The organism is Micromonospora sp. NPDC048947, assembly GCF_040649495.1.
GTDB classification, from domain to species: domain Bacteria; phylum Actinomycetota; class Actinomycetes; order Mycobacteriales; family Micromonosporaceae; genus Micromonospora; species Micromonospora alfalfae.
The window spans coordinates 148,619-166,487 of sequence record NZ_JBEZFO010000004.1; the positions used below are offsets into that span (position 1 = coordinate 148,619).

Annotated in this window: 15 protein-coding genes; 11 read left to right on the top strand and 4 right to left on the bottom strand. The window is 71.4% G+C overall.

The annotated features are described in order from the left end of the window. Positions 1–13: 13 nt before the first annotated feature. Together AB0B98_RS08050 and AB0B98_RS08055 are read right to left on the bottom strand one after the other, a co-directional pair. Positions 14–709: a hypothetical protein gene (locus AB0B98_RS08050; protein ID WP_357361494.1), complete on the bottom strand. Its 696-nt coding sequence runs from the start codon at positions 707–709 to the stop codon at positions 14–16. Positions 710–712: 3 nt separating this feature from the next. After that, positions 713–1,081 (bottom strand): PadR family transcriptional regulator, encoded by a 369-nt coding sequence (locus AB0B98_RS08055; protein WP_357361495.1) that lies wholly within the window; start codon positions 1,079–1,081, stop codon positions 713–715. Between the two features lie 213 nt (positions 1,082–1,294). Between AB0B98_RS08055 and AB0B98_RS08060 the strand changes: the two genes are divergently transcribed. The 5 genes from AB0B98_RS08060 to malQ all read left to right on the top strand — a co-directional run bounded on the left by AB0B98_RS08060 (position 1,295) and on the right by malQ (position 7,852). Beyond that, the gene (locus tag AB0B98_RS08060) at positions 1,295–2,581 is read left to right on the top strand and encodes an ABC transporter substrate-binding protein (protein ID WP_357361496.1); all 1,287 of its coding nucleotides are present in this window, start codon (positions 1,295–1,297) and stop codon (positions 2,579–2,581) included. After that, positions 2,578–3,552: a sugar ABC transporter permease gene (locus AB0B98_RS08065; RefSeq protein WP_357361497.1), complete on the top strand. Its 975-nt coding sequence runs from the start codon at positions 2,578–2,580 to the stop codon at positions 3,550–3,552. Before AB0B98_RS08060 ends, AB0B98_RS08065 begins: the two co-directional genes overlap by 4 nt. Before the next feature lies 1 nt (position 3,553). Then, the gene (locus AB0B98_RS08070) at positions 3,554–4,390 is read left to right on the top strand and encodes a carbohydrate ABC transporter permease (RefSeq protein ID WP_091404101.1); all 837 of its coding nucleotides are present in this window, start codon (positions 3,554–3,556) and stop codon (positions 4,388–4,390) included. A 10-nt stretch (positions 4,391–4,400) separates the two neighbouring features. Further along, positions 4,401–5,609, top strand: a complete 1,209-nt coding sequence (gene ugpC, locus AB0B98_RS08075) for a sn-glycerol-3-phosphate ABC transporter ATP-binding protein UgpC (RefSeq protein ID WP_238672574.1) — start codon at positions 4,401–4,403, stop codon at positions 5,607–5,609. A gap of 188 nt (positions 5,610–5,797) precedes the next feature. Further along, positions 5,798–7,852, top strand: coding sequence for a 4-alpha-glucanotransferase (gene malQ / locus AB0B98_RS08080; protein ID WP_357361498.1), 2,055 nt, complete (start codon positions 5,798–5,800; stop codon positions 7,850–7,852). A gap of 10 nt (positions 7,853–7,862) precedes the next feature. Here malQ and AB0B98_RS08085 read toward each other — a convergent pair whose 3' ends face one another. Next, a complete protein-coding gene (locus AB0B98_RS08085) occupies positions 7,863–8,972 on the bottom strand; it encodes a winged helix DNA-binding domain-containing protein (RefSeq protein ID WP_357361499.1) in 1,110 nt (369 codons plus the stop codon). A gap of 90 nt (positions 8,973–9,062) precedes the next feature. Between AB0B98_RS08085 and AB0B98_RS08090 the strand changes: the two genes are divergently transcribed. From AB0B98_RS08090 to wrbA, 4 genes are all read left to right on the top strand, one after another. Continuing rightward, complete coding sequence (locus AB0B98_RS08090) at positions 9,063–9,503, top strand: hypothetical protein (RefSeq protein ID WP_274526699.1); 441 nt, start codon at positions 9,063–9,065, stop codon at positions 9,501–9,503. Positions 9,504–9,567: 64 nt separating this feature from the next. Beyond that, positions 9,568–10,326: a HipA family kinase gene (locus AB0B98_RS08095; RefSeq protein WP_357361500.1), complete on the top strand. Its 759-nt coding sequence runs from the start codon at positions 9,568–9,570 to the stop codon at positions 10,324–10,326. Then, on the top strand, positions 10,323–10,691 hold the full coding sequence (locus tag AB0B98_RS08100) for a DUF3037 domain-containing protein (RefSeq protein ID WP_091404117.1): 369 nt from the start codon (positions 10,323–10,325) through the stop codon (positions 10,689–10,691). The genes AB0B98_RS08095 and AB0B98_RS08100 overlap by 4 nt, the downstream gene beginning before the upstream one ends. 286 nt (positions 10,692–10,977) lie before the next feature. Then, the gene (gene wrbA / locus AB0B98_RS08105) at positions 10,978–11,595 is read left to right on the top strand and encodes an NAD(P)H:quinone oxidoreductase (RefSeq protein WP_357361501.1); all 618 of its coding nucleotides are present in this window, start codon (positions 10,978–10,980) and stop codon (positions 11,593–11,595) included. Between the two features lie 95 nt (positions 11,596–11,690). Here the strand turns inward: wrbA and AB0B98_RS08110 are convergent, their stop codons facing one another. Beyond that, a complete protein-coding gene (locus AB0B98_RS08110; RefSeq protein ID WP_357361502.1) occupies positions 11,691–13,613 on the bottom strand; it encodes an anthranilate synthase family protein in 1,923 nt (640 codons plus the stop codon). Positions 13,614–13,817: 204 nt separating this feature from the next. Here AB0B98_RS08110 and AB0B98_RS08115 point away from each other — a divergent pair, with 204 nt between their 5' ends. Further along, positions 13,818–15,230 carry an FGGY family carbohydrate kinase gene (locus AB0B98_RS08115; protein ID WP_357361503.1) on the top strand — a complete coding sequence of 471 codons (1,413 nt, stop codon included), beginning with the start codon at positions 13,818–13,820 and terminating at the stop codon, positions 15,228–15,230. A 99-nt stretch (positions 15,231–15,329) separates the two neighbouring features. Then, positions 15,330–17,867 (top strand): nitrate- and nitrite sensing domain-containing protein, encoded by a 2,538-nt coding sequence (locus AB0B98_RS08120; protein ID WP_357361504.1) that lies wholly within the window; start codon positions 15,330–15,332, stop codon positions 17,865–17,867. Positions 17,868–17,869: the final 2 nt, after the last annotated feature.

A 17,869-nucleotide genomic window follows, 5' to 3' on the forward strand; every position in this document is an offset into this window, starting at 1 on the left:
GATGCTCGTACCGTCACGCGGGTTTGACTCTGGTGGCGTCCGGGTGCGAGGTGTCGGAGTCGGTCGGGCCCTCGCGCAGTGACAAGCGACGCGCCAGCACCGTGGCGCCCGCGAGCGCGGCCAGGACCATGGCGATCTCCGCGACCACCACCGGCGGTGCCAAGCTGTAGCCGGTGGACCAGGCGAAGCCGACGGTGATCGGCGTGATGATGATGCCGGCCACCGGCACGAGGACTGTCATCATCCGCGCCGTCCGCCGGATCCTGGGCAGTTCGCGAAGCTGGATCCGCACCGCGATGACCGCTCCCGCGGTGACCACGGCGCCCGGTACGCCGTAGTAGACGGCGAAGGCGAGCTGGATCGGTACCTTGATCGAGGAAGGGATGTCGACAAGATTGACGAATATCGGGTAGGCCGCCATCAAGAGGCCGTAGCCGAGCACCGCACCGAGTAGCGCGCCGAGCAGCGCGGCACCGAGAATGCGGCCGTAGTCGGCGCGCACCCGTCGGACGTCAGCCTCGTCGGCGAGCCGCCGCGCGAAGCCGGCCACGTCGCCGCCGATCAACTGCGCGGGGTCGCCTCCGTCGGCAGCCGCGGCACGCAGGTCGAGGCGCAGGTCTGCGGCGAGTGCCGCCCGATCGGCCGAGCCGACCCCGTACCCGCGCCACGCCTGGTCGGCTTCGCCCAAGAGGCGGTCGATGGTGTCCATGGGTCAACTCCTCGTGGGGCTGTGGTCGAGAACGGCGTCGACGGTGTCGGTGAAGCGGTTCCACTGTTTCTGCCAGGCATCCAGGTGGATCCGACCGGACCCGGTCAGCGCGTAGACCTTTCGGGGCGGGCCGGTCGGGCTGATCTGCTGTTCGTGAGCGACAAGGCCAAGTCGGCGCATGCGAGTCAGCAGGGGATAGATGGTGCCGTAGCTGATAGCGCCGAAGCCGGCCGTCTCCATTCGCCGCACCAGCTCGTAGCCGTGCGCAGGCTCGCATGCCAGCAGCGCCAGTAGGCACATGTCCAGCGCGCCCCGCAGGAGTTGGGTCTGCCGGTCGTTGTCATCGATCGACTGACTCTCCGCAGCTACCATGCGACACATACTACCTTGCTATTCGGCGTCACGATATACCGACCGTTGCTTCCGCTGTGACAGCCAGGTTTCGCGGCTTCACGGGCGGGGCAGAGTAGCCGCTACAGAGCATCCAGGCCGGTGTTTCCGCAGCTTGCCGGCTCGGAATCGGCTCGCCGTGCGCCGGGGCACGGATGCCCTCCCCGGTCTTTCGCCGAGGAGAGGGGGAGGGCGATGACGGACCCCGAAACGGCTCGACACCAACGCCGGCCGGTTGTTCGGCTGGGCGCGGCGGCCGCCGCGCTGGCACTCGTCGCGCCGCTGGCCGCGTGCGGCGCTGACGACGCCGGCGGCCCACCGACGATCAACCTGTACTACCCGCCCGAGCAGAACCTGCAGAAGGTCGTCGACGACTGCAACACGCAGGCCCAGGGCCGGTACAAGATCGCCTATCGGGTGCTGCCCCGGCAGGCCGACGACCAGCGGGTGCAGATGGTGCGCCGGCTGGCCGCCGAGGACAACGGGATGGATCTGCTCGGGCTGGACGTCACCTGGACCCAGGAGTTCGCCAGCGCCGACTGGATCCGCGAGTGGACCGGCCAGGACAAGGCCGAGGTCGAGCAGGGCACCCTCGCCGGGCCGTTGGACACCGCCCGGTACGAGGACAAGTTGTACGCGGCGCCGAAGAACACGAACGTCCAGTTGCTCTGGTACCGCAAGGACCTGGTGCCGCAGCCGCCGACCACCTGGGACCAGATGATCAGCGCGGCCCAGCAGCTCAAGGACCAGGGCAAGCCGTACCAGGTGCTCACCATGGGCGCGCAGTACGAGGGTCTTGTCGTCCTCTACAACACTCTGGCCGAGAGCGCCGGTGGGAAGATCCTCAGCGACGACGGCAAGAAGGCAGTGATGGACGACGGCACTGTCCGGGCGTTGGAGCAGCTGAAGAAGTTCGCCACGTCGGGCGTTACCTCGCCGTCGTTCAGCAACGCCACCGAGGACCCGGTCCGGCTGGAGTTCCAGTCCGGCGCTGGCGCGTTCCAGGTGAACTGGCCGTTCGTCTACCCGGCACTCCAGGAGGCGAACCCGGAGCTGGCCAAGCAGGTCGGTTGGGCGCGGATTCCGGGCATCGACGAGAGCACCCCTAGCAAGGTCACCATCGGTGGGGTCAACCTCGCGGTCAGCTCCTACTCCAAGCACCCGGAGCAGTCCTTCGAGGCGGCCCGGTGCATCCGCAGCGCCGAGCACCAGAAGTTCTCCGCCATCAACGACGGTGTGCCCCCGACCATCGAGGCCGTCTTCAACGACCCGGAGATGACCGAGGCGTACCCGATGAAGGACACCATTCTGGAGGAGCTGAAGGAGCCGGCGACGCGTCCGCTGACCCCCGCCTACCAGAGCATCTCCACAGTGATGTCGGCGATCCTGTCGCCACCGTCCGGGATCCGCCCGCAGCAGACCGCCGACGAGCTGCGCGGCGCCATCGCCGACGCCCTCCAGTCCAAGGGGGTCCTGCCATGACCCGGCCCGCCAGCACCGGAACGCCGGAACGGACCGACGGCCAGCGCGCCACCGTGCCCACCCAGCGCGGCGGTCGTCGCAAGCCACCATTGAGCGAGAACAAGAAGGCCGAACGCCGGCTCGGTCTGCTGCTCTGCGCACCGGCCGCGCTGGTCATGATCGCGGTGACCGCGTACCCGATCATCTACTCGGTCTGGTTGTCGTTGCAGCGCTTCGACCTGCGCTTCCCCGACCAGCGTGAGTTCATCGGGCTGGAGAACTACGTCACGGTGCTCACCAACGAGTTCTGGTGGACCGCGTTCGGGGTGACCACGCTGATCACTGTGGTCACCGTCGCCGTCGAGCTGGTGCTCGGCATGGGCCTGGCGATCATCATGCACCGCACAGTGGTCGGGCGCGGCCTGGTCAGGACCTCGGCGCTCATCCCGTACGGGATCGTCACAGTGGTCGCCGCGTTCTCCTGGCGGTACGCCTGGACGCCCGGCACCGGCTACCTGGCCGACCTGTTCAGCCACGGCGCGCCGCTCACCGAACGGGCCAGCTCCCTGGCGATCATCATGCTGGCGGAGATCTGGAAGACCACCCCGTTCATGGCGCTGCTGCTGATGGCCGGCCTGGCGCTGGTCCCGGAGGACCTGCTCAAGGCGGCCTCCACCGACGGCGCGACCGCCTGGCAGAAGTTCACCAAGGTGATGCTGCCGGTGATGAAGCCGGCGATCCTTGTCGCGTTGCTGTTCCGCACCCTGGACGCGTTCCGGGTCTTCGACAACATCTTCGTGTTGACCGCCGGAGGCAACGAGACGTCGTCGGTGTCGATGCTCGCCTACAACAACCTGATCCGGGGCCTCAACCTCGGCATCGGTTCGACGATGTCGGTGCTGATCTTCATCACCGTGGCGATCATCGCCTTCGTCTTCGTGAAGCTGTTCGGCACCGCTGCTCCGGGCAGCGACGACGGAGAGAGGCGCTGACATGGCTGTCGAAACCACTACCAGGGCAAAGCTGCGCTGGGGTCTGCTCGACGTCCTCGTGGTCGTCTTCGCGCTGGTCCCGGTGCTGTGGATCGCGTCGCTGTCGTTCAAGACGCCGGCCACCCTCACCGACGGGAACTTCATCCCCCGAGAGTGGACGCTGGACAACTACCGGACCATCTTCGACACCGACCAGTTCGTCCGGGCGCTGGTCAACTCGATCGGCATCGCACTGATCGCCACGCTGATCGCTGTGGTGCTCGGCGCGATGGCCGCGTATGCGATCAGCCGGCTGGACTTCCCCGGTAAGAAGCTGCTGGTCGGCGTCTCCCTGCTGATCGCGATGTTCCCGCAGGTGTCACTGGTGTCGCCGCTGTTCGAGATCGAACGTCAGCTCAAGATCTTCGACACCTGGCTCGGGCTGATCCTGCCGTACATCACCTTCGCGCTGCCGCTGGCGATCTACACGTTGTCGGCGTTCTTCAAGCAGATCCCGTGGGATCTGGAGAAGGCCGCGAAGATGGACGGCGCCACCCAGGGGCAGGCGTTCCGCCGGGTGATCGCGCCACTGGCAGCGCCCGGCCTGTTCACCACGGCGATCCTGGTCTTCATCTTCTGCTGGAACGACTTCCTGTTCGCGATCTCGCTGACCTCGACCGAGCGGTCCCGCACGGTGCCGGCCGCGTTGTCGTTCTTCACCGGCGCGTCGCAGTTCGAGGATCCCACCGGGGCGATCTGCGCCGCCGCCGTGGTGATCACCGTTCCGATCATCCTGTTCGTTCTCTTCTTCCAGCGTCGCATCGTGTCCGGTCTGACCTCCGGCGCGGTCAAGGGATAGGTGGGTAGTCATGGCTGACATCGTGCTCGACAAGGTGAGCAAGAGCTTCCCGGACGGGACCGTCGCCGTGCAGGACGTCGACCTGGAGATCGCCGACGGCGAGTTCGTGATCCTGGTCGGGCCCTCGGGCTGCGGTAAGTCCACCACCCTCAACATGATCGCCGGGCTGGAGGACATCAGTTCCGGTGAGCTGCGCATCGCCGGGCAGCGGGTCAACGACAAGGCCCCCCGGGACCGGGACATCGCCATGGTGTTCCAGTCGTACGCGCTGTATCCGAACATGACAGTGCGGGAGAACATGGCGTTCCCGCTGCGGCTGGCGAAGCTCGACAAGGAGACCATCGACCGCAAGGTCGACGAGGCGGCGAAGGTGCTGGAGCTGACCTCGCTGCTGGACCGCAAGCCGGCCAACCTCTCCGGTGGCCAGCGTCAGCGGGTGGCGATGGGCCGGGCGATCGTCCGCCAGCCGAAGGCGTTCCTGATGGACGAGCCGTTGTCCAACCTCGACGCCAAGCTGCGGGTGCAGATGCGCACAGTGGTGTCCCGCCTGCAGAAGCAGCTCGGCACCACCACCGTCTACGTCACCCACGACCAGACCGAGGCGATGACCCTCGGCGACCGCGTGGTGATCATGCGCGGGGGCGCGGTGCAGCAGGTTGGGCCGCCGCAGGAGCTGTACGACCACCCGAAGAACCTCTTCGTGGCCGGCTTCATCGGCTCACCGTCGATGAACTTCCTGCACGCCGCCGTGCAGGACGGCGAGCTGCACACCGCCCTGGGCAAGGTGCCGATCGGTGACCGGGTCCGCCGGGAGTTGGAGGCGGCCGACGCGCCCCGCGAGCTGATCCTCGGCATCCGGCCCGAGCACTTCGAGGACGCCGAACTGGTCGACGACGACACCCGTCGGCGGGGCATGGAGTTCGAGGCGCCGGTGGACATCGTCGAGTCGATGGGCTCGGACAAGTACGTCTACTTCACCGTCGAGGGTGAGAAGGCCAGCGCCGCCGAGTTGGAGGAGCTGGCCGCCGACGCGGGCGCCGCCGATTTCGCCGGTGCCGGCGGCAATCTGGTGACCCGGTTGTCCGCCGAGTCCCCGGTCGCCGAGGGGCAGACGCGACGGGTCTGGTTCAACCTGGAGAAGATCCACCTGTTCGACCCGGCCAACGGCCGCAACCTGACCCTGCACGAGGGTCGAGCGGCCGGCGCCCTCGCCGACTGACGCCCAGCACGCGCCGATCTTGCACTTTCGGTTGTCGATACAGGTGGAATGCCGCTTGTGTCGGGACAGTAAGTGCAAGATCGGCGGGGCAGGGCGAGGGCACGGCGGGGCACGGGGTGGCGTGTTCTGCGGGGTTTGGGTGGGCGTGGCAGGGTGGTTGCAGGTCGCGTCGTGAAGCGGGGGGCGGGATGAACCGACGATTGGCCGCGCTGGCCAACGCGCACGGTGTTTCCACCTGGTACGAGGATTGGCGGCACCGCCGCGTCGCTGTCGCACCGGAGACCGTGGTGGGTGTGCTGGGGCTGCTCGGCGTTGACGCCACCAGCCCGTCGGCGATCGCCGACGCGCTCGCCGCCGCCCGTGCGGTCGACCGCAGCGCCCTGCCGGCGACGATGGTGCTCACCCACGGTCGCGGCCGTGCGCTGCCCGGCCCGGGTGTGGTGACCCTGGAGGACGGTGGCCGTCGCGCTGTCGACGGTGAGCTGCCGGCGGACCTGCCGTTGGGTTGGCACCGGCTGGCCTGCACCGACCGGGAGGTGACACTGGTGGTGGTGCCGCGCCGGCTGCCGGTGCCGCCGTCGAGCTGGGGGTGGATGCTCCAGCTCTACGCGCTCACGTCGGAGCGTTCCTGGGGCATGGGTGACCTCGGTGACCTCGCCGACTTCACCGGGTGGGCCGGTGCCAGCGGCGCGGGGCTGGTGCTGCTCAACCCGCTGCACGCGGTCGGGCCGGCGCACCCGGTGGCCACCTCGCCGTATTCGCCGGCCAGTCGACGCTTCGTCAATCCGCTCTACCTGCGGATCAGTGACACCGCCGCGTACCGGGCGGCGGACCCGGCGACCCGGGCGGTGGTCGACGCGTTGCGTCCGGACCGGGGGCCTCTGATCGACTACGACGAGGTGTGGGCCGCCAAGCGGCGCGCCCTGGAGTTGCTGCACACGTACGCCCAGCCGGTGGACCTTGCCGCGGACCCGGCGCTGACCAGCTTCGCCACCTGGTGCGCGCTCGCCGAGCGGCACGGCAACGACTGGCGGGCCTGGCCGGCGGAACTGCACCACCCGGACGCCCCGGCGGTCGCCGAGCAGCGCCGGCGCCTCGCCGACCGGGTCACCTTCCACGCCTGGCTGCAACACCTCTGCGACGAGCAGCTCGACGCCGTCACTGCGGCGGCCCGCTCGGCGGGGATGCCGGTCGGTGTCGTGCACGACCTGGCTGTCGGCATCGACCCGGGCGGCGCGGACGGGTGGCAGCTCGCCGACGTGCTGGCCCAGGGCGTGCGGGTCGGCGCGCCACCGGACGACTTCAACCAGCTCGGCCAGGACTGGGGGCTCGCCGCGTGGCGCCCGGACCGGCTCGCCGCCACCGGTTACGCCGCGTACCGGGACATGCTGCGCCGCGTCCTGCGGCACGCGGGTGGCCTGCGGGTCGACCACGTCGCCGGCCTGTGGCGACTGTGGTGGGTGCCGCCGGGCGGCGGCGCTGCCGAGGGCACCTACGTGCGCTACGACGCCGAGGCGATGCTGGGCATCCTCGCGTTGGAGGCGCACCGGGCCGGCGCGGTGGTGGTCGGTGAGGATCTCGGCACTGTCCAACCGGCGGTGACCCGAGGGTTGCGGGGGCGCAACATGCTCGGCTCGACGGTGCTGTGGTTCGCACGCGACGAGGCCGGTGACTTCGTCCCACCGGCCCGGTGGCCGCGCAACGCCCTCGCCACCATCTCCACCCACGACCTGCCCACCGCGCCGGGCTTCCTGACCGGTGAGCACGTGCGGGTGCGCGACGAGCTGAAGCTGCTCGGCACCGACGTGGCTGTGGAACGGGCCCGCGCCGCCGCCGATCGGGACCGGCTGCTCACGATGTTGGCTGCCGAGAACCTGCTGCCCGAGCCGACGCCGCAGCTACCGACCGTGACTGTCGCCTCCGGGGGTGCAGAGCAAAGGACGGATGCCGATCCGGCGCCGTCCGATGCGGCTGCGACACCTGACGACGGCGAGGTGGTGGTGGCGATGCACGCCGCGCTGGCGGCCAGCCCGACCCGGCTGCTCGGCGTCTCCCTCTACGACGTGCTGGGCGAGGTGCGCCAACCCAACATGCCGGGCACTGTGGACGAGTATCCGAACTGGCGGCTGCCGCTGCCGGCCAGCGTGGCGCAGATCCGCGCGGACCCCCGGGTGGCCCGGATCGTCGACCTGCTCAGCGCCGCCCGCCCACGACCGGCCGACCCGGCACCGCCGAAGCAGTGACGCCGCCGGGTCAGGTCAGCCAGTCGAAGCGGGCCGGCAGCCCGAGGAAGTCGGCGTAACGCCCGAGCGCCTGCTCCACCCGGGCCCGCGCGGCGACGTCGAGCGCAGTGAGCGGCTGGATCGTCACGGTGACCGCGCTGCGGCCGACCTTGCGCTTCCACACGCCCACCACACGACCGGCGCGGACCACCGTGGCCTGGAAGATGCCGTTGTTGCCCGGCACCACGGCCGCCTGGTGGGCGGGGTCGAGCATCAACGTGCGGTCCCGGAAACCGAGCAGATACTCGTCGAAGCCGGGCAGCGCGAGCACGTCGTCCGGCGTGGTGCGTGGCACGTCGGCCAGGCTTGCGTCGACGTACATCGGAGTGCCGTCGACGCGTACCGTGCTCAGCGCGTCGCCGGCGGCGACCAGGCCGCGCCGTGCGTCGGTCAGTGTGAGGCCGCTCCACCCGGCGAACTCCCGGTCGGTGACCGGCCCGTGCCCGCGGACGTAGCGGTGGGCGAGCACTGCCAGCGCCTCGTCCCGCTCCAACCGGTGGGACGTGGGCGCCCACTCGTCGAGCAGGGCGAAGGTCTGGTCGGTGCCGACATTCGGCGCCACGCAGGTCACGCCGCGAACGCTCGCATACCACAGCAGGTGGTAGCCACGTTGCCCGTCGGTGCCCAGGCCGGCCTCCCGCAGGGTGGCCAGGCACTGCGCGCGGGTGAGTCGACCGCCGCCGGCCAGCGCCGCGCCGAGCACCTCCACCGCCCGGTCCGCGTCGGCCTCGGTGAGCCCGAGCTGCGCCCGCCGGGTCGCCACGCCGGCCAGGGATCGTACGCCGGTCAGCTCCAGCATCCAGCGGGCGTCGGCGGACGGGACGAGGTGCACGGTGCCCCGCATCGGCCAGGTGCGCAGCGCCTCACGCCGCTCCAACGCGGCCCGCACGCCGGCCATGCCGCGACCGGGTAGCCGGGCGCCCAGCGACCACAGCCCGCTGGCCAGATCCTGTGCCTGCATCGCGCCGAACCACTCGACCACCTCGGCGACGGTGCCGGGCCGGACGCTCGGGTGTGGGCGCAGCAGCAGGCTGGTCATCCGCAGCGCCAGCGCGTCGGCCGCGCTGAGGTCGACAGGCATCGGGCGCTCCTTTTCCTGGCCGGGCGGCCAGCCTAGGGCCGACCACCGACACTCCTGCTGGTGGGAGGCGTAACGGCGGCCGTCGGGGGAATGCGGCTCGCCGGAAGTGCGCGCGCCGCGCGTACGGAAGGGAATCTCATGACTGCCGCAAGCGAGCCGGCGCGGGGCGCCGGCGTAACGGCCGGGTCCCGCGGCCATCGGGGGGACGCGCGCGCGAAGACGAGCGCCGCGGCGACCTTCGCCCTGGTGTTCGGAGTGGCCGGTCTGTTCAGCGTGTTGACGGCGATCCTCGCCTGGCTGGGGTTGGTGCTCGGCATCATCGGGATCATCCTCGGCATCGTCGGGCTCAAGATGGCGCGCCGACCCGGGGTCACCGGTCGTGGCGTGTCGATCGGCGGCCTCGTGCTCAGCATCCTGGCCGTGCTGATCGGGCTCGGTCTGGCCGCAGGCATCACCACGTTCGTCAACAACGAGAACGCGGTGGACCGCCTGCAGACCCAGGTCGACAAGCTGCGCGACAAGCTCGACTGAGCCGCGCGTGCCGGTCTGGGCCGGCCCGCCACCCGTCCCGGGCGGCCACAGTAGGGTGGGCGGCGTGCTCCGCCAGGTCACCGCGATCCGTTACGTCACCCCGCTGCGCGAGGGTGGGTCGCTGCCGGGCGTGGTGGAGGCCGCCGACCTCGGGACCTACGTGGCGAAGTTCCGTGGTGCCGGGCAGGGGCCCAAGGCGCTGATCGCCGAGGTGGTCTGCGGTGAGCTGGCGCGCCGGTTGGGGTTGCGGGTGCCGCCGCTGGTGGTTCTCGACATCGACCCGGTGATCGGGCGGGCCGAGCCCGACCAGGAGGTGCAGGAGCTGCTGCGCAGCAGCGGCGGCGCCAACCTCGGGATGGACTTCCTGCCCGGGGCGCTGGGCTTCGACCCGGTGGCGCACCCCGTCGACCCGGCGCTGGCCTCCCGGGTGCTCTGGTTCGACGCGTACGTGGAGAACGTCGACCGGAGTTGGCGCAATCCGAACCTGCTCGTCTGGCACCGGGAGCTGTGGCTGATCGACCACGGCGCCTCCCTGTACTTCCACCACAACTGGCCGCGCGCCGAGGCAGCTGTGCACCGGACGTACCGCGCGGAGGATCACGTGCTGGCGCCGTTCGCGTCGCGGCTGGCCGAGGCCGACGCCGAGCTGGCCCCCCAGGTCACCCCGGAGCTGCTCACCGAGGTGCTGGCCCTGGTGCCGGGGGAGTGGTTGACCGCCGCCGACTTCGAGACGGCCGACGCGGCGCGCGGCGCGTACCTGGATCACCTGACCCGCCGGGTCGCCCGCACGGCCGACTGGCTGCCATCGGGGAGCGGGGCATGAGGCAACCCTTCGAGTACGCGCTGATCCGGCTCGTGCCCCGCATCGAGCGCGGTGAGCAGATCAACGTCGGGGTGTTGCTCTACTGCCAGCAGCGCGACTTCCTGGCCGCGCGGACGCACCTGGACGCCGACCGGGTTCGGGCGCTGGCGCCCGACGTCGACCTGCCCGCGGTGGCAGCGGTGCTCGACTCCTGGGACCGGACCTGCTCCGGTGACGGGCCGGCGACCCGGATGCGCCTCGGTGAGCGGTTCCACTGGCTGGCCGCTCCGCGCAGCACGATGATCCAGACGGGGCCGGTGCACACCGGTCTCACCGTCGACCCGGCGGCCGAGCTGGACCGGCTGATGGCGACCCTGGTCCGCTGAGCCGAGGCGCGGGAGCGGTGATCGTCCCCTGATCGCGCTACGCCAGCGCCGTTGCCGGCGGAGCGCGATCCCCCGTTCAGGTGCCCGGTGCGGGGCGGCGGCTCGATCCCGCCGGCACCGATGGCATCAGGATCGTCGTCCGCGCGTGACGTCGGGCCGGAACGACCGGGAAGTTGCGGAAAACTTGAGCCGGCGGACCGGTAGGCGGGGCGCCGGGGCTGTCGTTAGAGCGCGCCCACAGCGGGTAGTCGCGGGAGCTGATCCGAGACGAGAAGGGGACACTCTGATGGCTGCCCAGACCAAGGTAGCGGTGATCTACTACAGCGCCACCGGCATCACGTACCAGATGGCGCAGGCCGTGTGTGAGGCTGCTGGGGACGCCGGTGCCGACGTGCGCCTGCGCAAGGTGCGCGAGCTGGCGCCGGACGAGGCGATCCGCTCCAACTCCGGCTGGCAGGCGCACCACCTGGAAACTCAGGACGTGCCCGAGGCGATGATCGACGACCTGGCCTGGGCCGACGTGGTGATACTCGGTGCGCCGACCCGGTACGGCATGATCGCGGCGCAGCTCAAGCAGTTCATCGACACCACGGGTCCGCTCTGGGCGCAGGGTGCGCTGGCCAACAAGGTCTACTCCGCCTTCACCTCGACGGCGACGTCGCACGGCGGTCAGGAGACCACGCTGACCTCGCTCTTCAACGTTTTCTACCACTGGGGCGGTGTGGTGGTCACCCCCGGTTACACCGACACCAGCCAGTTCATCGCCGGCAACCCGTACGGCCCCTCGCACACCAGCAACAACGGGGAGATCGCCCCGGACGCCGTGGCGCTTGGGGCCTGCGCGCTCACCGCCCGGCGGGCCGTGCAGATGGGTGCCGCGCTGAAGGCGGGCCTGGCCGCCTGACCGACTGACAACCGAGGGCGACCGGTGGCGCGGGCGGGGGCTCTCGGCCCGTCCACGCCACCGGTCCATCCAGCCCTACCCCCGGGCGGCGGCCACTATGCGCCTCCGCGCGTCGCGGACAACTCATCCGGACGGGACGCGGGCAGCAACTCGGTCAGCAACTCGCCGAGCACGGCGAGACCGTCCGGGCTGAGCACCGACTCCGCGTGGAACTGCACCCCGGCGAAGCCGCGCCCCCGCAGGGCGTGCACGGCGCCGTCGCCCGGGTCCCGGGCCAGCTCCACCTGCCCGTACGCGGTGGCCAGCCGGTCGGCGTCGGCGCGGGCGGTGAACGTCGAGTAGAACCCGACCCGGCGGGTGCGGCCGAACACCGGCACCTCCCGCTGCAACCCCTGGTAGGGGGCGTCCCGGCGGTGCAGCGTCAGCCCCAGCAGCCCGGCCAGCACCTGATGGCCGAGGCAGACGGCGAGGGTGGGACGGCCGGTGGTCAGCAGCCCGGTCAACAGCTCCCGCAGCGCCAGCATCTTCGGCTCGTCCGGGCTGCCCGGGTCACCCGGCCCGGGACCGGCGACCACCAGGTCGTAGTCGTCGACCGGGCCGCTCGCGTGCCAGGCGCGGGTGGTCACCGCGAGACCCAACGCGCTCAGTTGGTGGGCCAGCATTCCGGTGAAGGTGTCCTCGGCGTCCACGATCAACACCCGGCGGCCGACCAGCCCGGGCAGTCCGGGCGCGTCCGGTGACCGCTGGTCCAGCCAGAACCGGGCCAGCGGTGCGTTGCGGGCGGCCAGCGCGTCGCGTACCGCCGGGTCGTCGGCCAGCCGCGCGACCGGCCCGCGGTCGCCGACGGACGCCGCCGGCCCGAGGCCGAGCGCGGCCAGCACCCCGGCGGCTTTGGCGTGCGTCTCGGCGACCTCGCCGGCCGCCGTCGAGTGCCGGACCAGGGTCGCGCCGACCGGCACCCGCAGTCGGCCGGCGGGGGAGATCTCGGCGGTTCGGATCAGGATCGGGGCGTCGAGCGTCTGCCGGCCGGCCTCGTCGTGGCCGAGCAGCGCCAGCACGCCCCCGTAGTAGCCCCGGCCCCGGCGTTCGTGCCGGGCGATCACCCGGCAGGCGTTCTCGATCGGGCTGCCGGTGACGGTGGGGGCGAACATCGTCTCGCGCAGCACCTCCCGCACGTCGCGGGTGCCCCGCCCGGCGAGCAGGTACTCGGTGTGCGCGAGGTGGGACATCTCCTTCAGGTACGGTCCGATCACCTGCCCACCGTGCTCGGCGACGGTGGCCATCATCTTCAGCTCCTCGTCGAGCACCATGTACAGCTCCTCGGTCTCCTTCGGGTCGGCGAGGAAACGCAGCAGGGCCGCCCGGTCCGCGACGCCACCGGGACAGCGGAAGGTGCCGCTGATCGGGTTCATCATCACCAGTCCGTCGTCGACGCTGACGTGCCGCTCCGGGCTGGCGCCGACCAGCGTCCGGGTGCCGGTGTGCACCACGAACGTCCAGTACGCGCCCCGTTCGGCGATCAGCAGCCGGCGCAGTGCAGCCAGCGCGGCCCCCAGCGGTGGGCCCTGCACCGTGGCGTGCAGGGCGCGGTGGATGACGAAGTTAGCGCCCTCACCGCGGCCGATCTCCTCCGACAGCACCCGCTGGACGGTCCGCGCATACTCCTCGTCGCTGACGTCGAAGCCGGCGTCGGTGGTGCGCACCGGTTCGTCGGGCAGCGCGGCGAGGGCGTCGGTCAGCGTGATCCGTTGGTGCTCGCGGACCTGGAGGAACTCCAACGGGGCGGCGTCGTCGACGCAGGCGAAGCCGCGTTCGGTGATCTGCCGGTACGGCACCAGGGCCAGCGTCCGCGCCCCGGGCGGGCCTGCCGGCAGCGGGAGGTCGGCGAGCACTTCGACTGTGTCGACCGGGCCGGTGAACAGGTCCAGTTCGTCAGCGCCCTCGCGGCGCAGCAGCGCGAAGGGGCCGGGGTCGACGCCGCGCGCGACGGCGGCAAGCAGGTCGGTCAGGTGGGTCATCGGAGTCTCCGTCGGGCTGGGTGCCGCCGTCGGGCGGCCCCTCGGCCGGGAGATCCGGCGACCGCCTCGATGGCGGCCGCGTGGATGGAGCTACGCGCGGGAGATGGCCGCCGGGTCGGCGGGCCACCAACTGGTCAACTGCGCGAGCATGTGATCCACCCTACGCGCCCGTCGGCCGGCTGGCACGGGGTAACTTGACCGGCGATGAACATTCTCGCGCTCGACCTGGGCACCTCCTCGGTACGCGGGCTGGTGCTGGACGCGGACACCCAGCCGCTGCCCGGCGCACTGGCCCGCCGCAAGGTCGACCTCGCCATCGGCGACGACGGCACCGGCACGCTGTCCGGTCCTGACTATCTGGCGAGCCTGGTCGAGTGCCTGGACGAGCTGGCCGACTCGGGGCACCTGCACGACGTCGGCCTGGTGGCGGTCTCCGCCCAGTGGCACTCGGTGCTCCCGCTGGACCGCGACGGCGCCCCCTTGGGCCCGGTGGTCACCTGGCTGGACACCCGGCCAGCCCCGGTCGGGCGCACCGCCGGACCGACCGACCCGGACGGCTTCCACCAGCGCACCGGCTGCTGGTGGCACCGTTCGTACTGGTCGATGCGGTTGCCCTGGTTGCGGGAGCAGTCCGGCACGCCGATCGCCCGGTTCGTGGGTCTGCCGGAGTACGTGCTGGGCAAGCTGCTCGACACGGCGCCGATGTCGATCTCCCAGGCCTCCGGGACCGGTCTGCTGGACCTGCGCACCCTGCGTTGGGACGAGGAGGCGCTGACCCTGGCCGAGGCGCGGCCGGCGGAGCTGCCGCCGCTGGGCGAGCTGGACTGGCACGGTCGGCTCCGGGCCGACCTGGCCCGTCGGTGGCCGCAGTTGGCGCAGGCCCGGTGGTCGCCGCCGGTGGGCGACGGTGGGGCGTCGAACGTCGGCTCGGGCTGCGTCGATCCGAGCCGGGCCGCCGTCACGGTGGGCACCTCCGCGGCCGTTCGGCTGATGCAGCGGATCCCGGCCGGCGAGCCGTTGCCGCGCCTGCCCGAACGGTTGTGGCGGTACCGGGTCGACCACGACCACGTGGTGACCGGGGCCGCGTACGCCAACGGGGGCAATCTCTTCGCCTGGGCGGACCGGGAGCTGCGGTTGCCTCGGGGTGCCGAGCTGGACGCGGCGCTGGCGTTGGTGCCGCCGGGCGGTGGTCGGCCGGCGGATCCCCGTTTCGGTGGTGACCGGGCGCCCGGGCTGGCGCCGGCGGGCAGCGGTGAGCTGCGCGGTCTGAGCTTCAGCACCACCTCGGTCGACATCCTGGCGGGGCTGATGCAGGGGTTGTGTGAGCTGGTCGCCGAGGATCTCGGGGTGCTGGAGTCCACCATCGACAAACCGGTCGGCGTGGTGCTGGGTGGCGGTGCGGTGGCGGCCTCGGTGTGGTGGCGGCAGGCCTTCGCGACCGCGCTCGCACCGCGACCGGTGTCGCATCAACGCAACCCGGAGATCGGTGCCACCGGTGCCGCGTTGGTGGCGCTGGGGCGCTTCGGTGAGGCGATCGAGCTCGCCGACATCGGCCGGACGGACGAGCTGGTTTTACCGACCACGGCAGGAGGTTCCCACCCGCAGTATCCTTCCTGAACCTTGGCCTCGCCCGGGCCGTTGACAGCGGTACCGAGCCTGGTTGGATGGACTGCGCTCCCCCGACCGCGGTGGACGCGGTAGGACGGAGGAGGCAGGGTGGCGGCAGGTCCCGACCCGGCGAACGGCGCGGTGTCGAACCATCGCCGACGACGCTTCGATGTCCGAGTCGTTCCGCATCGACGGCGGTCACCGTTCCGGCTGCGCGACTGGCGGATGAGCACGAAGCTCGCCACAGTGCTGTTGGTGCCGTCGATGGCGTTCCTTCTGCTCGCCGGGGTGCAGACCAGCACCCTGGTGGGGCGGACGACGGCGTTGAACGACTTCTCCAGTCAGGTTGGCATCGGCCGGCAGATCACCGCGGCGGTGCACCAGCTCCAGCAGGAGCGTGACCGTTCGGCGGGGGAGCTGGCTGAGCTGCGTAAGGGTGGTGACCGGCAGGCCGCCGAGAACGACCTGAAGCCGTTGCAGGCGGCCACCGACAAGGCCATCGTGGACCTCAGCCGGGCCGCCGAGCCGTTGGCGGACGCTGACGCGTCCTGGCGGGTGGCCTTCTCCGAGGCGCTGGAGGCGTACGACCAGGTGGTCGACATCCGCTCGGCGATCCCGCCGGCGGTGCTCAGCACCGAAACCATCTTGGGCAACTACCATCGGGCCGTCGGGGCGTTGCTCGACCTGCTCGCCGAACCGACGCCGGGGCAGAACCAGCCGGCGTTGAACGACGCGGTGCTGCGCTACGTCCAGTTGGCCCGGGTCAAGGAGCTCTCCTCCCGGGTGCGGGCCCAGCTCTACGCCGCAGGCCGCGCCGGTGCGTACGGCACCGAGGACCGGGTGGTCCTCGCCGACCTGCGCGGTCAGCAGCTCACCGCGCTCGGCGCGTTCCGGGTGGCCGCGACCAGTGAGCAGATCCGCCGCTACGACGAGACCTCGGTGTCGCCGATGTTCCTGGTCGCCACCGGGTTGGAGGAGCGCAGCCTGTCCTCCGGCGGCGCGTCGCCGCAGGTGCTGCCGTCGGAGCAGTGGTGGTCGGCCAGCCAGCAGCGTCAGGAGCTGCTGCGTCAGCTTGAGGCGGGTGTGCTCGACGACGCCGTCCGGCAGGCCGAGGAGGCCAGCGCCGATCAGCTGCGGACGACCCTGCTGGTCGTCGGCGGGGTGGTCACCGTCCTGCTGGCCGCACTGCTGATCTCGTTGCTCATCGGGCGGTCGGTCGCCCGGTCGATGCGGATGCTGCGCAGCCAGGCGCTGCGGATCGCCCAGGTCGAGTTGCCGGATGCCCTGGACCGACTGAAGACCGTCACCGGTGGGGTGCCGCGCATCGATGTCGCGCCGGCGGTGGTCCGCTCACTCGACGAGATCGGCGAGCTGGCCGAGGCGTTCGTGGCGGTGCACCGCAGCGCGGTCACCGTCGCCGTCGAGCAGGCGCTGATGCGGCGCAACGTCAACGCGATGTTCGTCAACCTGGCCCGCCGTAGCCAGGTGCTGGTGGAGCGTCAGCTTGAGCTGCTGGACGACCTGGAGCGCGAGGAGAGCGACCCGGACCAGCTGGAGAACCTGTTCAAGCTCGATCACCTGGCCGCCCGGATGCGTCGTAACGACGAGAGCCTGCTGGTGCTCGCCGGCACCGACTCCACCCGCCGGTGGAACCGTCCGGTCGGGCTCGGTGCGGTGCTGCTGGCCGCCGCCGCGGAGATCGAGCAGTACCAGCGGGTCCGGATCGAGTCGGTGGCCGATGTGCACCTGGTCGGGCACGCCGTCGGCGAGTTGGTGCACCTGCTGGCCGAGCTGCTGGAGAACGCCACCGCCTTCTCCCGCCCGGACACCGTCGTGGTGGTGACCGCCCGAGTCGAGGCGGGGGGCGCGATGATCGAGATCGTCGACCGGGGTCTGGGTATGAGCCCGACCGCGTTGGTGCAGGCGAACGAGGTGCTGGCCAGCCCTCCGGCCGCGGATGTCGCGGCGGTGGAGCGGATGGGGCTCTTCGTGGTCAGCCACCTCGCGGCCCGGTTGGGCGTCCGGGTGCGACTGGAGGGCGGCGAGGACGGCCTGGTCGCCCGGCTCGCCCTGCCCGCCGTGTTGCTGGCGCCGCCGGGCAGTGTGGAGCTGGATGCGCCCCCCCCGGCGCGGATGTTGGCGGCGAGCGCGGCGCGAGGGATGGTTCCGCAGTCCGGGGCAGCCCGGCCGGTCCCTGCCCCGATGCTGAACGGCGCGGTGCGGGACCTGCCGGTGGCCGGCCGCCCGCCGGGCGTCGGCGTGCCGCGTCAGGGCCGCCCGGTGCCGGTACGCGCCGAGGACGTGTTGACCCCCGCCGCTGCTCGCGGTGCCGGCGGGGGCTGGTATTCGCGGCAGGGCCCGACCGCGCCGGTGGTGCCCGCCGCGGCGGCGCCACCGACGATCCCGGTGACCGCCGGCACCAATGAGCGGGGATTGCCGGTGCGGGTGCCCATGGCGCAGTTGAGCGCTGTCACCCGTTCGGCACAACCGATGACGGCACCGACCCGCACCGACCCGGACCCGGAGGCGGTCGGCGGCATGCTCTCGCGGCTCTACAGCGGAGTACGGCGCGCCGAGGCTGAGGACACCACCGAGATACCCGTGCCACCGTCCGGGGGGCACGACGAAGGGGGACGACGACAGTGACG